Raw genomic sequence first — 14,330 nt, forward strand, 5'->3', positions numbered from 1 at the left:
AAAAATAACCGGATGTCATCTAATGTCGTTTTTTGTCATGTGAAATGATTAGAAATGCTGTACCAAAGTTGTATAATCATAGTTGGAAAAAAATAAATTGGCAGCAACAGAATTTCGAATCAATTATCAGATGATTTGGAGGTATCATGGGAGAAACTACTAGTTTAAAAGAAATATTCATAACCTTGAAAAAACGCGTACTTTTCATCATCTCAATCACTGCGGCAGCAACAGTTTTGAGCGGAGTCATCAGCTTCTATGCCCTCACGCCAGTCTACCAAAACTCAACACAGATTCTGGTCAACCAATCAAACAGCGAACAAAAAGAGGTTCAATATAATGAAGTGCAGACAAATCTGCAATTGATTAACACGTACAATGTCATCATAAAAAGCCCGGTTATATTAGATGATGTGATTAAAGAGATGAATCTCTCAATGTCATCCGGAGAACTGAATGAAAAAATCACTGTTTCCAGTGAGCAGGATTCCCAGGTGGTTAATATTACAGTAAAGGACGAGAATGCTGAATTGGCCGCTGATATCGCCAATAATGTCGCTTCTGTCTTTAAGGATAAAGTCACTTCCATCATGAATGTGGACAATGTAAGCATTCTTTCCAAAGCGGAAGTTTCAGCCAATCCGTCTCCCGTGGAACCAAGGCCTATGCTGAACATCGCCATTGCGTTTGTTGTCGGGTTAATGGGAGGAATCGCACTTGCCTTCCTGCTGGAATACTTGGACAATACCATTAAATCAGAAGACCAGCTCGAATCTTTGCTGGACATTCCGATACTGGGCACCGTTTCAACCATAGAAAACAGGCTGAATGCAAACAAACATGTCAACGGGATTCAATCTGATAAAGGAGGGAGCGGACGTTTTGGCGCGTAAAAAAACACTACGTTCTCTGATGAGCATAAGAAATATCATTACGATGACAGAGCCAAAATCGTTGAACTCAGAGCAGTACAGAACAATTCGAACAAATATTGAATATTCATCAATAGACAGCCAGGTGAAGTCGCTGATCATCACATCAGCCGGTCCGGGAGAAGGAAAATCGACGACGGCTGCCAATCTCGCTGTTGTCTTCGCCCAACAGGGAAAAAAAGTTCTTTTAGTTGACGCAGATTTACGTAAACCGACCGTACACTTCACATTCAGGCTAGATAATGCGGACGGGTTAACATCTATTTTGTTAAAACAAATCTCATTTGAACAGGCTGTGCACCCTTCCGAAGAGAACAATCTGGATATATTGACGAGCGGTCCCATCCCGCCGAACCCGGCAGAGCTGCTGTCTTCAAAAGGAATGGAAGACCTGCTGGAAAACATATATGAATGCTATGACATGGTTATTTTTGATACACCGCCTCTATTAGCGGTGGCAGATCCGCAAATCTTAGGAAACTATGTCGATGGTTCAATCATGGTGGTTTCGAGCGGAAAAACTGATAAAGAAAAAGCGGCAAAAGCAAAAGAGGTGCTGGCAACATGCAAAAGCAAGCTGCTTGGAGCGGTGATGAACGGAAAGAAAATAACAAAGAATTCGTACTACGCCTACTATGGTAACTGATCATTCAGCATAAAGAATAAAAATAAATAGCGTGCGCTGCCCGTTATTTATTTTTGGGGTAACAGTAGGTCTAATATCCTATTAGGAGGACATTCGCATGGTTGATATCCATTGTCACATCCTCCCGTCAATGGATGATGGGGCAAAGCAATATTCAGAAAGCTTAGAGATGGCGAGAGCGGCGTCCAGTCAAGGAATCTCCACAATCATTGCAACACCGCATCATAAAAACGGCAAATATGAAAACGATCCACAGGCAGTCAGACAAGCAGTCGGGCATTTGAACGAGCTTTTAATAAGGGAACAAGTGCCGCTGAACGTCCTGCCGGGCCAAGAAATCAGATTATACGGAGAGTTGGCGGAGGACATGACGGCACATCGGCTTCTTTCGCTGAACGATACGAAATATATTTTAATTGAGTTTCCATCAGAGCAAGTACCCAGATATGCCGAACAGCTTTTTTATGATTTGCAGGTAAAGGGTTATATCCCTGTCATCGCCCACCCCGAACGAAATAGAGAAATTCACGAAAACCCGTCCTTGCTGCATAACCTTGTGAAAAAAGGCGCGGCAGCCCAAATTACAGCCGGCAGTCTTACGGGGGCTTTTGGGAAACGGATAAAGAATTTCTCGCTTCAGCTGGCAGAAGCACACTTGGTTCATTTCATAGCGTCAGATGCGCATAATTTGAAAGCCAGAGATTTTCGGTATCAGGACGGGCTCGATGTTCTTCGTGAAAAATTAGGCGCTGAGTACACATATATGATGACGGAAAATGCTGAGCTGCTGCTCCAAAACAAAACGATATACAAAGAAACCCCGGTACATGTTAAACGAAGGCATTTTTTAGGATTGTTTTCGTTGTGAAAAAGTGATACCGCGAGAAAAACAGGAGGGGGACACAGGCAGCATATTACGGTGAAGGCTGTCGTGCCGTTAGCCGGACGATATTGGATGCTTGAGGTAATGGGCTCCGTTCTGGGTCTCACTGTTAAGCGCATTGTTTATCGGGGTGGCGATTTTAATTAAGCTGGAAGATCCGAAAGGGCCTGTTATTTTCACACAAGACGAAGTGACTGGGGGCGGCGATCATGTGACCATCGCCAGCGGGGTGAAGTTGATCACGCATGATGGAGGGCATGAATCCTCAGGGTTTAAATGAAGAAACACTATATTCTTATTCTTGTTGCGGAATTCATGATAGGATTTTTTCATAAGATAATAGCATAAGCTGTAAAACAGCAATTGAACTGGTGGAGGGAAACAATGAAAATAACAGTGATCGGCACAGGCTACGTCGGGCTTGTGACAGGTGTTTCTCTTTCTGAAATCGGCCACCAAGTGACGTGTATTGATATTGACACACGGAAGGTCGAGGAAATGAGGAAAGGAATTTCGCCTATTTTTGAGCCCGGACTTGAAGAAATGATGAAGAAAAATATAGCGGAAAAACGGCTGAGCTTTGAAACAAGCTACAAAAAAGGACTGTCCCAGTCGGAAATCATATTTATAGCCGTCGGCACACCGCAAAAAAACGACGGTCATAGCAATCTTGAATATATTGAAAAAGCGGCCGCAAGTATTGCCGAGCATGTGAAACAAGATGCCATTGTGGTTACGAAAAGCACAGTGCCTGTCGGAACAAATGATGATATAAAGAAACTGATAGAGGAACACCTTGTATCCCCCGTGAATATTTCAATCGCTTCCAATCCGGAGTTTTTGCGCGAGGGCTCGGCGATAAAAGATACGTTCCACGGAGACCGTATCGTGGTCGGAGCTGACGATGATCAGACCGCTGAAACGCTGGAGCAGGTATTTCTCCCGTTTGGCGTTCCGATTTATAAAACGGATATCAGAAGTGCGGAAATGATTAAATATGCGTCTAATGCTTTCTTGGCAACGAAGATCAGCTTCATTAATGAAATATCAAATATTTGTGAGAAAGTTGGCGCTGATATTGAATCTGTCGCCTGCGGAATGGGCCAGGACAAACGAATCGGAAGCCAGTTTTTGAGAGCGGGCATCGGATATGGCGGTTCTTGTTTTCCGAAAGACACAAACGCCCTAGTTCAAATTGCCGGAAATGTAGAGCATGACTTTGAAATTCTGAAATCGGTCATCAAAGTCAACAACAACCAGCAGGAGATGCTTGTTGATAAGGTGCTGAATCGTCTCGGCGGGGTAACGGGCAAAACGATTGCTCTTTTAGGGCTTTCCTTTAAGCCGAATACGGATGACATGAGAGACGCACCGTCCATTGTTATTGCTAACCGATTGGCTACGCTTGACGCCAATATCAAAGCATATGATCCGATTGCCGTCAGCCATGCGAAACGGCTGCTTCCTGAGGCGGTGACCTATACGAAAACCATAGAAGAGGCTGTAAAAGACGCGGATGCGGTAATGATTTTAACGGATTGGGAAGAGATTAAGCAATTTTCTTTATCAACTTACAAGGATGTAATGAAAGAAGCGATTATATTTGACGGCCGGAATTGCCATGAGCTGGACGAAGCGGTCAAGGCCGGTGTGGAATATGTATCAGTGGGGAGAAAGACGGTTGTTCCCAAGACAAAGTGAAAGTGAGACTGGCAGCTTGCGGTCCCACTTTCTTTTTTTTGCGGCTATGAATCGTTTTATATCATTGAGATTGCTGCTGCAATCGGGTTCATTCCGGAATCAGTTTGTAAATCAGCCAAGTAATCGCCCCGCAGATAAATGTAATAAGGGGAAAGATGATCAGCCAACTGATTAATTGAGAATCCCCCGACCCGGCGGTATACATAAACAAGAGCAATATCAAAAAAACAGTGAGCGGCATTGACCAAAGACTGTGCTTTTTGAATATCAGAGTGCCGAAGATTCCGAATACAATGGCGGAGAGAAATGGAAAAACAATGAAAAACATCATCATAGGACTGAAAATGCTCATTCGTTGACCTCATTTCAATGAATGATATTCAATTATTATATGAAAATACCCATTTTTTTCAAATGGGTAAGAACTAATAGACAAAAGAGACTGGCCGTCTCTCATGATCCCTCTGTTTTTATTGTCAAGCGCCTTTTGTACCGCGACTTTCACCCTTTTTATAAATGTTCTCTGTCTGTTTCGGGATATCAAGTGGAAAAACAAGTCTTTATACCTTGTTTTTAGGCTGTTTTTGAGCATATAAGCTGGGTAAAATAAGCATTTTACCCTATTTAAGCAGCCTTGTAACTATTTTAAAATATAATATATGGAAATAAAACGTGAAAAAGCCTATCATCACAAAGCATTCCGTAAGGCTTTTTGAGTATGAAGAGGTGATGCAGATGAGTTATGCAAGCTATTTAGCTGATATCAAAAGTTCGCTTAATGGAAAAATTTCCGATGTAGAAGACAAGATTGAAAAGCTGAAAAAAGCAAAAAAGGATATAGACACGCTGCAAGAAGAAGCAATTACTGAAATTAAGGAAATTGTAAAACCGGAATTGGGACAGCACTGGAAAGGAACAAAAGCGGATGATTTTGATAAGGGAAGAGAAGATGCCAAGTCGGAAGCATCCAAGATTGTGAATAATAAATATAACGAGTATATGTCTTCGATACAGATGAAGGTTGTGGGACTTGAAGCGGATAAACTTCTTTATACCGGAGAATTGTACGCAGCAAACCTTGCTGGCGAAACGCTTGCTAAGGGAGAAGAGTTCTTAGATGAAGCAGCCAAACAAATAAATAAACTGAAATGGTGGTGATTCTTTCTCATGTCTGAAATTAAGCTGAAGTACGATACAGTGATCAAAACATTGGAGTCTGTCAAAGATGCGCTGGCCGATGTGACAATCGGTGCCGCCGGCTCCAATGGGAAAAACAAACTCGACTATACGTCAAAGTACGATGAACGAGAAGAAAACATCCGTACCATGCTCGGAGATTACAAGAAAGCGGTGCACAAAAACATCGAGGATACGAAAGACAATGTTGATTCACTCAAGGAACAAGACGAGGCGATAGCCGTAAAATAGCATAGAAAGGGCAGTGCGATGAGCAAAGTATTTGAATCACAATCTTTAATAGATGAAGCGGAGAAGAGAAAAAAGCAATATGAAACGTTTGAAGAGCAGCTGAACACGCTGAAAAAAGCGTTTCAAGGCGTTGCTGATTTAGGTGATGATTTTAAAGGAAAAGGCGCAGACAATATTAAAGATTTCTTTCAAGGACAAGCGGAAATCGTTGATAGCTGGCTGACGCTTGTCTCCTCTCAAATTGCGTTTTTAAAAGGCATTTCAGGTGACATTAAAGATCAAGAACTCAGTGATTCTTATGTAGAGACTTCGTTTTTGGATCATGAGCTGCCTAACGGAGATCTAAAAGCGTCAGAGATTGTCTCCGCCCACAAAGCGGAAATCGATTCCATTTTGTCAGGCATCAGTGATATTATCGATCTGGACATGTATTCGCTTGATCATTACGCCGATAAGATGGACAATGCCCAGAAGGTCAGACGGGATACGATTACGGCAGTCGATCAACTTGATGAATCACTGACAACTGAATATCAGAATTTAGAATCTCTGGATAACGCAGTGCTCAGCAAGTATTCTGTTTTAATGCAGGCAACCAGCAACGGAAAAAGCGCAACCCCTATGTACTATGACAAAAAAGCCTTCCACAGCAATGAAGTCTATAAAAGCGTAATCGAAGTGGAGAAACAGGGAACGTCCTATATTGAGGCAAAAGAGCAGCAAGCCGAAGCAAGACGGCTTCAGGAAAAAGCAGAAAAAGAAGCGAACAAACCGTGGTACGAAAAAACATGGGATGGAATTTGCACCTTTACCGGTGAAGTCTCCGGCTATTATGATTATAAAAGAGCGACGGAAGGCGTTGACCCGGTTACCGGAGAAAAACTCTCCGCCGCAGAACGTGTGACAGCTGGAGCGATGGCCGCGGCTGGATTCATACCGGTCGTCGGCTGGGCAGGCCGCGCCTTCAAAGGCGGAAAAGCCATCTACAAAACCGGAAAAGCTGCGATCGCGGCAGAACACGCTTTGGACGCCTACAAAACAGGCAAATCCTTAGACATCCTCAAAATGTCAGAAATGGGCGCATACGGCCTTATTGCTTCAAACGGATTCTCAGAAGCTGTTACAGGACGGGATATGTTTGGGAATAAAGTGTCTGAGGAGAAGCGGAAGCAAGGAGCGCTGGAAGCGGCTTTAAGCTTAGTTGGCGCAGGTGCATTGGCGAAACACATTGACAAAGGCATCCCGCTTGCAACCCATACAAAAGTTCAAAAAGCAAATACAATCCTGGAAAAAGCAAAACAATTCAAAGTTCCAACAAACGTCCGGGTTTACGCAGAACGCCCAGTAACAACGAATGGCTTTACGTTCGGGTTTCCAACAGTTCGTGTCGATGTTGGGACGACTGCTGTGAAAGATCTTGGGATTGTGAAGATGGTGAGTAATGGTGGTCGCAAGGGAAGTTCTCACAAGCCTAATATCTCTGAAAGTCACGATAAAGTAGCACATGGTGGGTATTATGGCCGTAAAGAACTGCGAACGATTCTTAATAATGCTTCGTTCACTCCGCATGGACATAAACATGTAAAAGCCAAAACACCTGAAGAAGCAAAACGCTTTAGTATGACAGGTGGAAAAGCTGCTCAGTACTTACCGGATGTTAATAATAAAGCTTTAGAAAAAGAAGCGCTTCTAAAAGGTCATATTATTGATAATGGAAATAATAATTATTACTTTATCTATGATGCAGGAAAAACCATTGGCTATGATCTAGGTACACCAACAAGTTGGATCAGAGCTGAGTTTTCTGGTGGTGAATATCATGGTCATCCGATTGCTGGAAGTAGATTAGATAAGTATTTAAAACAACTCGGTGTAGATAAGTAATAGGAGGCTTTTATGAGAAAGATAAAAAAAATGCCAGAAGTAAATTTACAAGCACTAAGAATTCCAAAAGGATGGACTATAAATCAAAATAGTTTTCGAGAAATTGATCCGAAAAATCTAGCTCCAGAAGATGAAAAGTGGTTGTTTTTTTCACAGGATTTATTGCAATTAACATACTCTAGAAAGAACTATATGGTTGATTTAGGCTGGTATCCAGATGCAGATGCTGAGGGTAATTATCAACTAATCATGGTACAAGATGAGAATTGGGAACAGCCTGTTTATGAATTTCAGTCAGTTAGTCACATTGAAATAGTTAAAAATATAGAACTTATACTAAATCGAGTTGCAAATAATGAATTATAGTGAAACATGTATTTAAAAATGCATTATTGAATAGCAAAACAAAAAACTTGTGAACCTGAGTCGCAAGTTTTTTTGTTGTAGAAAACCCAGACCTCCAATTTATCTAAGGTAATGTATGAAATTAACCAGTATATACCATGTTTTATTTTATAAGAGCCTTAATAGTTACAGACAATAAATCAAAGGGAAATGGTCCTTGTCATGTTACATTCCTCCGAACAAGAAAATTAGTTCCTATATATCTGGCTTAAGTATACAGACGGGGACACTCAGTGACTCTTTTGAACACTCTGCTGAAATAATAAGGATTAGAAAATCCTAACTTGTTGCTTACTTCGGTTATGTTTTTATTGCTTTTTTTGAAAATATCAATCGCCTGTTCAATCAGCAGTTCATTTTTGTATGCTGTGATGCTTTTTCCGGTTTGTTTTCTGAAAAGGGTGGAAAGGTAGGCATAGTTCATGCCTAAAGCGTTTTCAATATCTTTGCTGGCCAACTTTTTATTTTTGTCCTGATGGAGTGATTCAATGATTTGGCTAATGATTCGGGAGGATACAGCTGGTTATTTAAGAAAGCAAAGGGAGAGCCGCTGACTTTGCATATCCGGGTTCATTATTGGTTAAGTGGTGCGATCAGAGGCAACGGTTAATAGGGAAACGATAGACGCGTTCGAAGAAAAAGGGTACTTGGTTATACGCGGAAATTGGCTGAAAGGAGATTGCATTGAGATCGACTTACCCATGAATCTTCATCCCTATCAAGCGAGGGATGATCCGAAGAAAAGTGTGATTATGTATGGACCTGTTGTGCTTGCCGGTGCATTGGGGAGGATTAACTTTCCTGAAACAGATATACTGGATGATCATCTGGCATTAAATAATCATCCTTTAATTGATGTTCCCGTTTTAGTGGCTGATGAACAGATGGAAGAGTGGATAAAGCGAACAGACGATACGTCACTCGTCTTTCAAACGGAGCCGATTGGCCAGCCGAATCATGCAGAGATCACGCTTGTGCCGTTTTATGAGCTCCATCATCAGCGTTACTCCATCTACTGGTATCTCATGAATGAAGAGGAATATCTTTATTTTAAAGATGAAGAAAAAGAAAAACACACGGAGGAGATGAACCCACGAGAAAAGGACTGCCTTTGATTCAGCAGTTTGAATATATTTTCGATTTTATAGGGATTTCTTTTGGCGGTTATGTATTAGGAGAAGGCAACCGGCCCGGCGATATTTTACACGATCAACATGCATTGTCTGCTGCCAGCCAGTTATTGAAAAGAAGTGATTTTATATGAAAATTTTAGTAGCTATACTCATTGGAATGCTGACTGTGGGATTATACTTATCTTTGAAATTTCAATCATCTGCAGAATGGACATATGTTAAAACAGAACCGCACAACGGTAAAACAAATAAGCAATTTGTCCGAATGGCAGGGGGCACCTTACAAATAAAGTATAAAGTCAAAAACGATGAAGATGAAGAAACGGTCTGCATGACAAACGGGATCTCCGGACCAAAATAAAAAAGCACCTGTACAGGTGCTTTTTCACAAATAAGGAACCACAAGCCCGCCGTATAAAAACGCCGCAATAATAAGAAAAGCGGGATGCAGCTTAAATTTTGTAAGGGCGAGGAGTGAAATGCCCGCGATCACAAGAGATTGAATCCATCCGATGGCTTTGATGCCGTCTGCTCCGATTTGCCATGTGAGGATGAGCATCATCACGGCAATGACGGGCTGGACGGACAGGGTCATGCCTTTGATCACCGGCGATTGACGGAAGCGCTGAATGATACGTAAAAGGACAATCAGTGCGAGGGCGGACGGCACAACAGTTGCGATCAGCGCAATCAGAAATCCGGGCCATCCGCCTGCGCTGTAGCCGACATAAGCCGCGATCTTCGTTGCGATTGGACCGGGCAGTGCGTTTGCGAGTGCGAGCATGTTTGAGAATTGGTCGTTTGACAGCCAGTTGTATCTGTTCACGACTTCTTCAAACATAAGCGGAATAGACGCAGGGCCGCCGCCGTATCCCAGAACATTTGCGATAAAAAACGCCAGAAATACATATAAAAAGATCATGAGGCGGACATTCCTTTGTCTTTATTATTTTTATTGGATATTTTGTTTTTTAGTTTAAAGTGAAATGCCCCGTATGCTAAGAAAATGATAATGACGATGCCAGGATTGATTTGTAGAAATTGAAGGCCGGTAAAAGCGATCATAAAAAACAGGATGCCGGTGACCCAGCCGAAACCTTTGAGCGCTTTTTGTCCAAACTCATAAGCCATGATTCCGAGCATCACCGCGATAACAGGCGTCACAGCGCCGATCATACCTGCGACAACAGCCGAATGGCTTAAGACGTTAACGGCCGCAAACAAGGCAACCATGGCGAGACAGGTCGGCAGAATATGCGCGGCTGTTGCGATGATTGCACCGCATGTTCCCTTCAGTTTATAGCCTAAGTATGCCGCCATTTTTGTCGCGATCGGTCCGGGCAGCGCGTTGGCGATTGCCAGTATTTCTCCGAATTCATTATCATCAATCCACTTATATTTCGTAACGGCTTCATGGCGGATCAGCGGAATGACGGATGGCCCGCCGCCGAATCCCAATATTCCGGTACGCACCATGGCGGCCGTCATATCCCGATAAGCATGGTTTTTCATCAGTTTCTCCCCTTTACAGCTTCATTCCCATACGGCTTTTATATCGTTTGATCAGCATCTGGCAATCGACACTGACAACTCCCTGCAGCGGATACAGCCGTTTTGTCAGAAATTCTTCCATTTCTTGATCATTTGCAAATATTCCGTGCATGTGCAGTTTACTCGGCCCTGTCATGTGATAAAGGCTTGTGACCGCGGGTTCTTCCTCAAGCTGTAAGGCAACTTCCTCTAAGTACTGCGGTTCCACCTCGACATTAAAAAACACGGAGACGTGAATCCCGATTTTAGCGGGATTAATCACGGCGGTGAATTTTTCGATGACACCGGTTTCGATGAGCTGATTAATCCGTGACTGAACGGCGACGCGTGATAAACCGACCCTTTTCCCAAGATCGGTATAGGAAATCCTGCCTTCCTCATGCAAAATGGTCAGAATTTGTTTATCTATATCATCAACAACGAGATTAGGAATTTGATATTCATTTCCCATTTGCTCCACCTGCTTTCTTCAACCTTTTAGAAAACATTTTATCATATAAAATTCGTTTCGTTTGAAGAAATTTAATTTTGTTTTCTTAACGAATGTAAATGAGTTATTTCATTTTCGAAAAGTAAATAGTTCGTCAGTTTTTCTTCCTGATCAGTAGAGGGCAGAAAGGAAGCTCCTTATACTAAAGAAAATTTCTCAAAAAGGGGCCTTGGCATGAACAAATCAATCATCGGAACAAAGCAAATGGTTGTCAGTCCGCATTATCGCATCGCAAGCGCAAGGCGGTGAAGGCCAGCCGCAGACTCAGACGGCCATCATCACCCGGATGCTCGATTACGGAATGCATCCTCAGCAGGCGATCAACGAGCCGCGCTGGGTATGGGGCCGGACGTGGGGAGAGGATTATGAAGGGCTCAGGCTGGAAGGCAGGATAGAACCGGAAACGATAGAAAAGCTCAGAAAAAGCGGCCATGTAGTGGAGGTCGTCAGTAATTTTGACAGACTGATGGGACACGCCGGAGCTATTTTGATAGATGATGAGCATTTTCTCCAAGGCGGCGCCGATCCGCGGGGAGACGGGGCTGCGGTTGGGGTCTGAGGAAACGTTTAGAAGAAAATGCACATATAAATAAAGATCACTAGAAACAAGCACGTGCCAAACAGATTGTAGATATATTGTTTTTCTTCCGGCTCATACTTCCATTCCATAAAGGTGCGAAATGAGCTAAGCAAAAGAAAGAATAAGATAATCATATACTCTGTGGGAAAATAGATGAGCGCGATGAGATAACTAATGAGCAGGACAATCTCCAGCCATCTCTGTGTACTGTTTACAGGCTTATAACGCCAGCCCGGCTTATGTATGCCGAGTTTTTTCTTAGCATAGAAATGAAAGGCTATACTGAAAGCCGCGGCGATCAGCATTAAAATAATAAAGTGAAGCGTACTCATATAAAAACCCCCAACGATTAAGTCTTTCTTTTTTATACGAAGCGGCAGGGCAGAAGTTTCATAAAAAAAAACACCCGGAAGTTACTCCGGGTGTCCTATATCAGCGGTGTTTGTCTGCTGCTGAAAGATGTTCTTCATTTTATCCCAGGCGATTTTTGTATTTTCATCGAGGTCAAATAAGCCCGAGTTGCCGATAATAAAAATATCATTTCCCGCTTCTGCAAGCGTGCGGAAGGTTTTTTCATTACAAGAGCCGTCTACTTCAATAACATACGTATAGTGATTCGTCTCTCTAATTTTTTTAGCGTCACGGATTTTTTCTGTCATTTCTGCGATAAACGGCTGTCCGGCAAAGCCCGGATCGACCGTCATAATCGTGAGCTTATCAATCAGATGCACGTACGGGCTGATCCAATCAAGCGGTGTGGCAGGGTTCAGCACGATCCCGACCTTTGCGCCATAATCCTTGATTTTTCTGATCAACCGGAATGCATTCCGGTTAATGGTCTCGGCGTGCACGCTGATATAATCTGCGCCGGCCTCAGCCGTCATGTCTATGAAATCTTCAGGCTTTTCGACCATCAAGTGCGCGTCAATAGGGAGGTTCGTCATCATTCTAAGCTGGCTGATGAAAAACGGAGACAGCGTGATGTTTTTCACGAAATGGCCGTCCATGATATCAACATGGTACATATCGGCCCGGCTGTTTAAAATCGAAATCTGCTCGTTGAATTTCGTTAAATCCATACACATTAAAGAAGGCGAAAATTGGTATTTCATCATGTATACCTCGCTTTAGTTGAATAGTTGAATGATCCAGCCAAGGATAATGCCGATAATGCCAAAGTCTGAATCACCATATGTGGTTCCTTCAAACCCGAGGGAACCGAGAACCGGCAAGAGAAGCGCCGGCAGAAAAGAAATAAGGAGACCATTGGCAAACGCCCCGATCACGGCTCCGCGAACTCCGCCGGTCGCGTTGCCATAAACCCCGGCTGCCGCTCCTGTGAAAAAATGAGGGACAAGCCCTGGAACAATGACACTGAGGCTGAAGACCGGAAGAAGGAAAATCGAGACAACCCCCGCCAGAAAACTGGATAGAAATCCGATAATTACGGCGTTTGGCGCAAAAGGAAAGACCGTCGGACAGTCGAGAGCGGGCTTGGCGCCTTTCACAAGTTTTTCGGCGATGCCTTTAAAGGCAGGCACAATTTCCGCGATCACCATCCTTACGCCGGCTAAAATGATATATACACCGGCAGCGAAGGTAATGGCCTGCATGAAGGAATAAACAAGATAATGGCTGCCGCCGCTTAACGATGATTCAATGTAACCCTTCCCTGCAAATGGGGCGACAATAAAGAAAAGAAGGGCCATCGTCAATGAAATCGAGACTGACGTATCACGCAGAAACCCTAATGATTTTGGGACTTTAATGTCCTCTGTCGAATGGGCAGTATTGCCGACACGCTTGCCGAGAAAACCGGCGATAAAGTAGCCGACAGAGCCGAAATGCCCGAGGGCAAGATCGTCACTTCCGGTAATTTTCTTTGTATAAGGCTGAAGAATCGCTGGTGACAGAACCATAAGCCCCCCTAGAATAATGGCCCCGGCTGCAATGAGCGGAACGCCGCTGACGCCGCCGGTAATCAGCACGGCAGAGATCAGCGAAGCCATGTAGAGGATGTGATGGCCGGTTAAGAAAATATATTTGAACGGTGTCAGCCGTGCCAGCAGAATGTTAACAATCATTCCGAAAATCATAATTAATGCGGTTTCTGTTCCGAATGTTTTTTGGGCAATCGCTGAAATTGCATCGGTATTCGGAACGATGCCTTTAATATGGAATGCCTTTTCGAACATGCTGCTGAATACGGCGAGGGAATCCGAGACAATGGCGGCCCCGGCGCTGAGAATGACAAAGCCCATGGCTGTTTTCAGTGTGCCTGACACGGTATCAGCCGCGTTTTTCTTTTGCAGGAGAAGACCGGCTAAGGCGAAAAGTCCGATTAAAATAGCCGGAGTTCCAAGGAAATCGTTTATTAGAAAATCAATCATACGTTGCACCCCCGTTGTCTGTCTTTTTTTGTTTACAAGTTATTCAGGATGGCTTCTTTGATTTCATTTTGATCGAGCAGGTTTTTGAGGCCGGCTACCGTACGGATGCCGTCATCAAGACTCGACACGATATCCGTTGAGCCGAGGTACAGATCCGCTGTTTCTGTTTTGCTTGAAGTGAGATCTGTATGGGAGACTTCTGCGTCAATGTTCAGTTCCTCAATTATTTTTTTCACATTCATTTCAACAATAAAGCTTGAACCGAGTCCGTTTCCGCAAACGATCAATATTTTTTTCATCTGAATCT

Annotated in this window: 20 protein-coding genes and 2 pseudogenes; 13 read left to right on the forward strand and 9 right to left on the reverse strand. The window is 43.3% G+C overall.

Annotated features, from left to right (window positions below):
* Positions 1–146 precede the first annotated feature (146 nt).
* The 5 genes from tkmA (at position 147) to AXI57_RS02350 (ending at position 4,162) form a co-directional block, all read left to right on the forward strand.
* Positions 147–893 carry a protein-tyrosine kinase activator TkmA gene (gene tkmA / locus AXI57_RS02335; protein ID WP_061669128.1) on the forward strand — a complete coding sequence of 249 codons (747 nt, stop codon included), beginning with the start codon at positions 147–149 and terminating at the stop codon, positions 891–893.
* 19 nt (positions 894–912) lie between these two features.
* Entirely contained in the window at positions 913–1,578 is a 666-nt protein-coding gene (locus tag AXI57_RS02340; RefSeq protein WP_034718218.1) for a CpsD/CapB family tyrosine-protein kinase, read from the forward strand.
* Between the two features lie 97 nt (positions 1,579–1,675).
* Entirely contained in the window at positions 1,676–2,446 is a 771-nt protein-coding gene (locus AXI57_RS02345) for a tyrosine-protein phosphatase (RefSeq protein WP_061669129.1), read from the forward strand.
* A 145-nt stretch (positions 2,447–2,591) separates the two neighbouring features.
* On the forward strand, positions 2,592–2,741 hold the full coding sequence (locus AXI57_RS21540) for a hypothetical protein (RefSeq protein WP_218016433.1): 150 nt from the start codon (positions 2,592–2,594) through the stop codon (positions 2,739–2,741).
* Positions 2,742–2,845: 104 nt separating this feature from the next.
* A complete protein-coding gene (locus tag AXI57_RS02350; RefSeq protein ID WP_061669130.1) occupies positions 2,846–4,162 on the forward strand; it encodes a UDP-glucose dehydrogenase family protein in 1,317 nt (438 codons plus the stop codon).
* Positions 4,163–4,250: 88 nt separating this feature from the next.
* Here the strand turns inward: AXI57_RS02350 and AXI57_RS02355 are convergent, their stop codons facing one another.
* Complete coding sequence (locus AXI57_RS02355; RefSeq protein WP_013390673.1) at positions 4,251–4,514, reverse strand: hypothetical protein; 264 nt, start codon at positions 4,512–4,514, stop codon at positions 4,251–4,253.
* Positions 4,515–4,897: 383 nt separating this feature from the next.
* On the opposite strand from AXI57_RS02355, the gene AXI57_RS02360 reads away from it, so the two are divergent.
* Genes AXI57_RS02360 through AXI57_RS02375 form a run of 4 tightly spaced genes read left to right on the forward strand, consistent with a single transcriptional unit; the run spans position 4,898 to position 7,840 of the window.
* Positions 4,898–5,320 (forward strand): YwqH-like family protein, encoded by a 423-nt coding sequence (locus AXI57_RS02360; RefSeq protein ID WP_035175555.1) that lies wholly within the window; start codon positions 4,898–4,900, stop codon positions 5,318–5,320.
* Positions 5,321–5,329: 9 nt separating this feature from the next.
* Positions 5,330–5,590 (forward strand): YwqI/YxiC family protein, encoded by a 261-nt coding sequence (locus tag AXI57_RS02365; RefSeq protein ID WP_003326629.1) that lies wholly within the window; start codon positions 5,330–5,332, stop codon positions 5,588–5,590.
* A gap of 18 nt (positions 5,591–5,608) precedes the next feature.
* Positions 5,609–7,474, forward strand: a complete 1,866-nt coding sequence (locus AXI57_RS02370) for a ribonuclease YeeF family protein (protein ID WP_061669131.1) — start codon at positions 5,609–5,611, stop codon at positions 7,472–7,474.
* A gap of 12 nt (positions 7,475–7,486) precedes the next feature.
* Complete coding sequence (locus AXI57_RS02375) at positions 7,487–7,840, forward strand: hypothetical protein (protein ID WP_061669132.1); 354 nt, start codon at positions 7,487–7,489, stop codon at positions 7,838–7,840.
* Between the two features lie 247 nt (positions 7,841–8,087).
* Here the strand turns inward: AXI57_RS02375 and AXI57_RS02380 are convergent, their stop codons facing one another.
* Positions 8,088–8,336, reverse strand: coding sequence for a helix-turn-helix domain-containing protein (locus tag AXI57_RS02380; RefSeq protein WP_238380157.1), 249 nt, complete (start codon positions 8,334–8,336; stop codon positions 8,088–8,090).
* A gap of 427 nt (positions 8,337–8,763) precedes the next feature.
* On the opposite strand from AXI57_RS02380, the gene AXI57_RS22345 reads away from it, so the two are divergent.
* From AXI57_RS22345 to AXI57_RS02390, 3 genes and pseudogenes are all read left to right on the forward strand, one after another.
* Positions 8,764–8,994: a DUF4986 domain-containing protein gene (locus AXI57_RS22345; RefSeq protein ID WP_326102001.1), complete on the forward strand. Its 231-nt coding sequence runs from the start codon at positions 8,764–8,766 to the stop codon at positions 8,992–8,994.
* Positions 8,958–9,143 (forward strand): annotated as a pseudogene (locus tag AXI57_RS20605) (flavodoxin family protein); the annotation flags it as partial. The gene AXI57_RS22345 and the pseudogene AXI57_RS20605, both read left to right, overlap by 37 nt.
* On the forward strand, positions 9,140–9,373 hold the full coding sequence (locus tag AXI57_RS02390; protein WP_061669134.1) for a hypothetical protein: 234 nt from the start codon (positions 9,140–9,142) through the stop codon (positions 9,371–9,373). The pseudogene AXI57_RS20605 and the gene AXI57_RS02390, both read left to right, overlap by 4 nt.
* Positions 9,374–9,397: 24 nt before the next feature.
* On the opposite strand, the gene AXI57_RS02395 is transcribed toward AXI57_RS02390, so the two are convergent.
* Genes AXI57_RS02395 through AXI57_RS02405 form a run of 3 tightly spaced genes read right to left on the reverse strand, consistent with a single transcriptional unit; the run spans position 9,398 to position 11,014 of the window.
* Positions 9,398–9,934 (reverse strand): chromate efflux transporter ChrA, encoded by a 537-nt coding sequence (locus tag AXI57_RS02395; RefSeq protein WP_003326639.1) that lies wholly within the window; start codon positions 9,932–9,934, stop codon positions 9,398–9,400.
* Complete coding sequence (locus AXI57_RS02400) at positions 9,931–10,524, reverse strand: chromate efflux transporter ChrB (protein WP_061669135.1); 594 nt, start codon at positions 10,522–10,524, stop codon at positions 9,931–9,933. The genes AXI57_RS02395 and AXI57_RS02400 overlap by 4 nt, the downstream gene beginning before the upstream one ends.
* 13 nt (positions 10,525–10,537) lie before the next feature.
* Positions 10,538–11,014 (reverse strand): chromate efflux transcriptional regulator ChrS, encoded by a 477-nt coding sequence (locus AXI57_RS02405; protein WP_003326641.1) that lies wholly within the window; start codon positions 11,012–11,014, stop codon positions 10,538–10,540.
* 277 nt (positions 11,015–11,291) lie between these two features.
* Between AXI57_RS02405 and AXI57_RS02410 the strand changes: the two are divergent.
* A pseudogene (locus tag AXI57_RS02410) lies at positions 11,292–11,612 on the forward strand (gamma-glutamyltransferase); the annotation flags it as partial.
* Between the two features lie 8 nt (positions 11,613–11,620).
* Here AXI57_RS02410 and AXI57_RS02415 read toward each other — a convergent pair.
* The 4 genes from AXI57_RS02415 to AXI57_RS02430 all read right to left on the reverse strand — a co-directional run bounded on the left by AXI57_RS02415 (position 11,621) and on the right by AXI57_RS02430 (position 14,322).
* A complete protein-coding gene (locus tag AXI57_RS02415) occupies positions 11,621–11,965 on the reverse strand; it encodes a DUF4181 domain-containing protein (protein WP_003326643.1) in 345 nt (114 codons plus the stop codon).
* A gap of 81 nt (positions 11,966–12,046) precedes the next feature.
* Positions 12,047–12,745: a D-allulose 6-phosphate 3-epimerase gene (alsE, locus tag AXI57_RS02420; protein ID WP_061669422.1), complete on the reverse strand. Its 699-nt coding sequence runs from the start codon at positions 12,743–12,745 to the stop codon at positions 12,047–12,049.
* A 15-nt stretch (positions 12,746–12,760) separates the two neighbouring features.
* Entirely contained in the window at positions 12,761–14,023 is a 1,263-nt protein-coding gene (locus AXI57_RS02425; protein WP_061669137.1) for a PTS ascorbate transporter subunit IIC, read from the reverse strand.
* A gap of 32 nt (positions 14,024–14,055) precedes the next feature.
* Positions 14,056–14,322, reverse strand: a complete 267-nt coding sequence (locus AXI57_RS02430) for a PTS sugar transporter subunit IIB (protein ID WP_003326647.1) — start codon at positions 14,320–14,322, stop codon at positions 14,056–14,058.
* Positions 14,323–14,330 lie beyond the last annotated feature (8 nt).

Source organism: Bacillus atrophaeus, assembly GCF_001584335.1.
GTDB lineage: Bacteria > Bacillota > Bacilli > Bacillales > Bacillaceae > Bacillus > Bacillus atrophaeus.

Bases quoted from the DNA above. Each gene is read 5' to 3' on its own strand.
- tkmA (WP_061669128.1), top strand. From the start codon at position 147: ATGGGAGAAACTACTAGTTTAAAAGAAATATTCATAACCTTGAAAAAA.
- AXI57_RS02340 (WP_034718218.1), top strand. From the start codon at position 913: ATGAGCATAAGAAATATCATTACGATGACAGAGCCAAAATCGTTGAAC.
- AXI57_RS02345 (WP_061669129.1), top strand. From the start codon at position 1,676: ATGGTTGATATCCATTGTCACATCCTCCCGTCAATGGATGATGGGGCA.
- AXI57_RS02350 (WP_061669130.1), top strand. From the start codon at position 2,846: ATGAAAATAACAGTGATCGGCACAGGCTACGTCGGGCTTGTGACAGGT.
- AXI57_RS02355 (WP_013390673.1), bottom strand. From the start codon at position 4,514: ATGAGCATTTTCAGTCCTATGATGATGTTTTTCATTGTTTTTCCATTT.
- AXI57_RS02360 (WP_035175555.1), top strand. From the start codon at position 4,898: ATGAGTTATGCAAGCTATTTAGCTGATATCAAAAGTTCGCTTAATGGA.
- AXI57_RS02365 (WP_003326629.1), top strand. From the start codon at position 5,330: ATGTCTGAAATTAAGCTGAAGTACGATACAGTGATCAAAACATTGGAG.
- AXI57_RS02370 (WP_061669131.1), top strand. From the start codon at position 5,609: ATGAGCAAAGTATTTGAATCACAATCTTTAATAGATGAAGCGGAGAAG.
- AXI57_RS02375 (WP_061669132.1), top strand. From the start codon at position 7,487: ATGAGAAAGATAAAAAAAATGCCAGAAGTAAATTTACAAGCACTAAGA.
- AXI57_RS22345 (WP_326102001.1), top strand. From the start codon at position 8,764: ATGGAAGAGTGGATAAAGCGAACAGACGATACGTCACTCGTCTTTCAA.
- AXI57_RS02390 (WP_061669134.1), top strand. From the start codon at position 9,140: ATGAAAATTTTAGTAGCTATACTCATTGGAATGCTGACTGTGGGATTA.
- AXI57_RS02395 (WP_003326639.1), bottom strand. From the start codon at position 9,934: ATGATCTTTTTATATGTATTTCTGGCGTTTTTTATCGCAAATGTTCTG.
- AXI57_RS02400 (WP_061669135.1), bottom strand. From the start codon at position 10,524: ATGAAAAACCATGCTTATCGGGATATGACGGCCGCCATGGTGCGTACC.
- AXI57_RS02405 (WP_003326641.1), bottom strand. From the start codon at position 11,014: ATGGGAAATGAATATCAAATTCCTAATCTCGTTGTTGATGATATAGAT.
- AXI57_RS02415 (WP_003326643.1), bottom strand. From the start codon at position 11,965: ATGAGTACGCTTCACTTTATTATTTTAATGCTGATCGCCGCGGCTTTC.
- alsE (WP_061669422.1), bottom strand. From the start codon at position 12,745: ATGAAATACCAATTTTCGCCTTCTTTAATGTGTATGGATTTAACGAAA.
- AXI57_RS02425 (WP_061669137.1), bottom strand. From the start codon at position 14,023: ATGATTGATTTTCTAATAAACGATTTCCTTGGAACTCCGGCTATTTTA.
- AXI57_RS02430 (WP_003326647.1), bottom strand. From the start codon at position 14,322: ATGAAAAAAATATTGATCGTTTGCGGAAACGGACTCGGTTCAAGCTTT.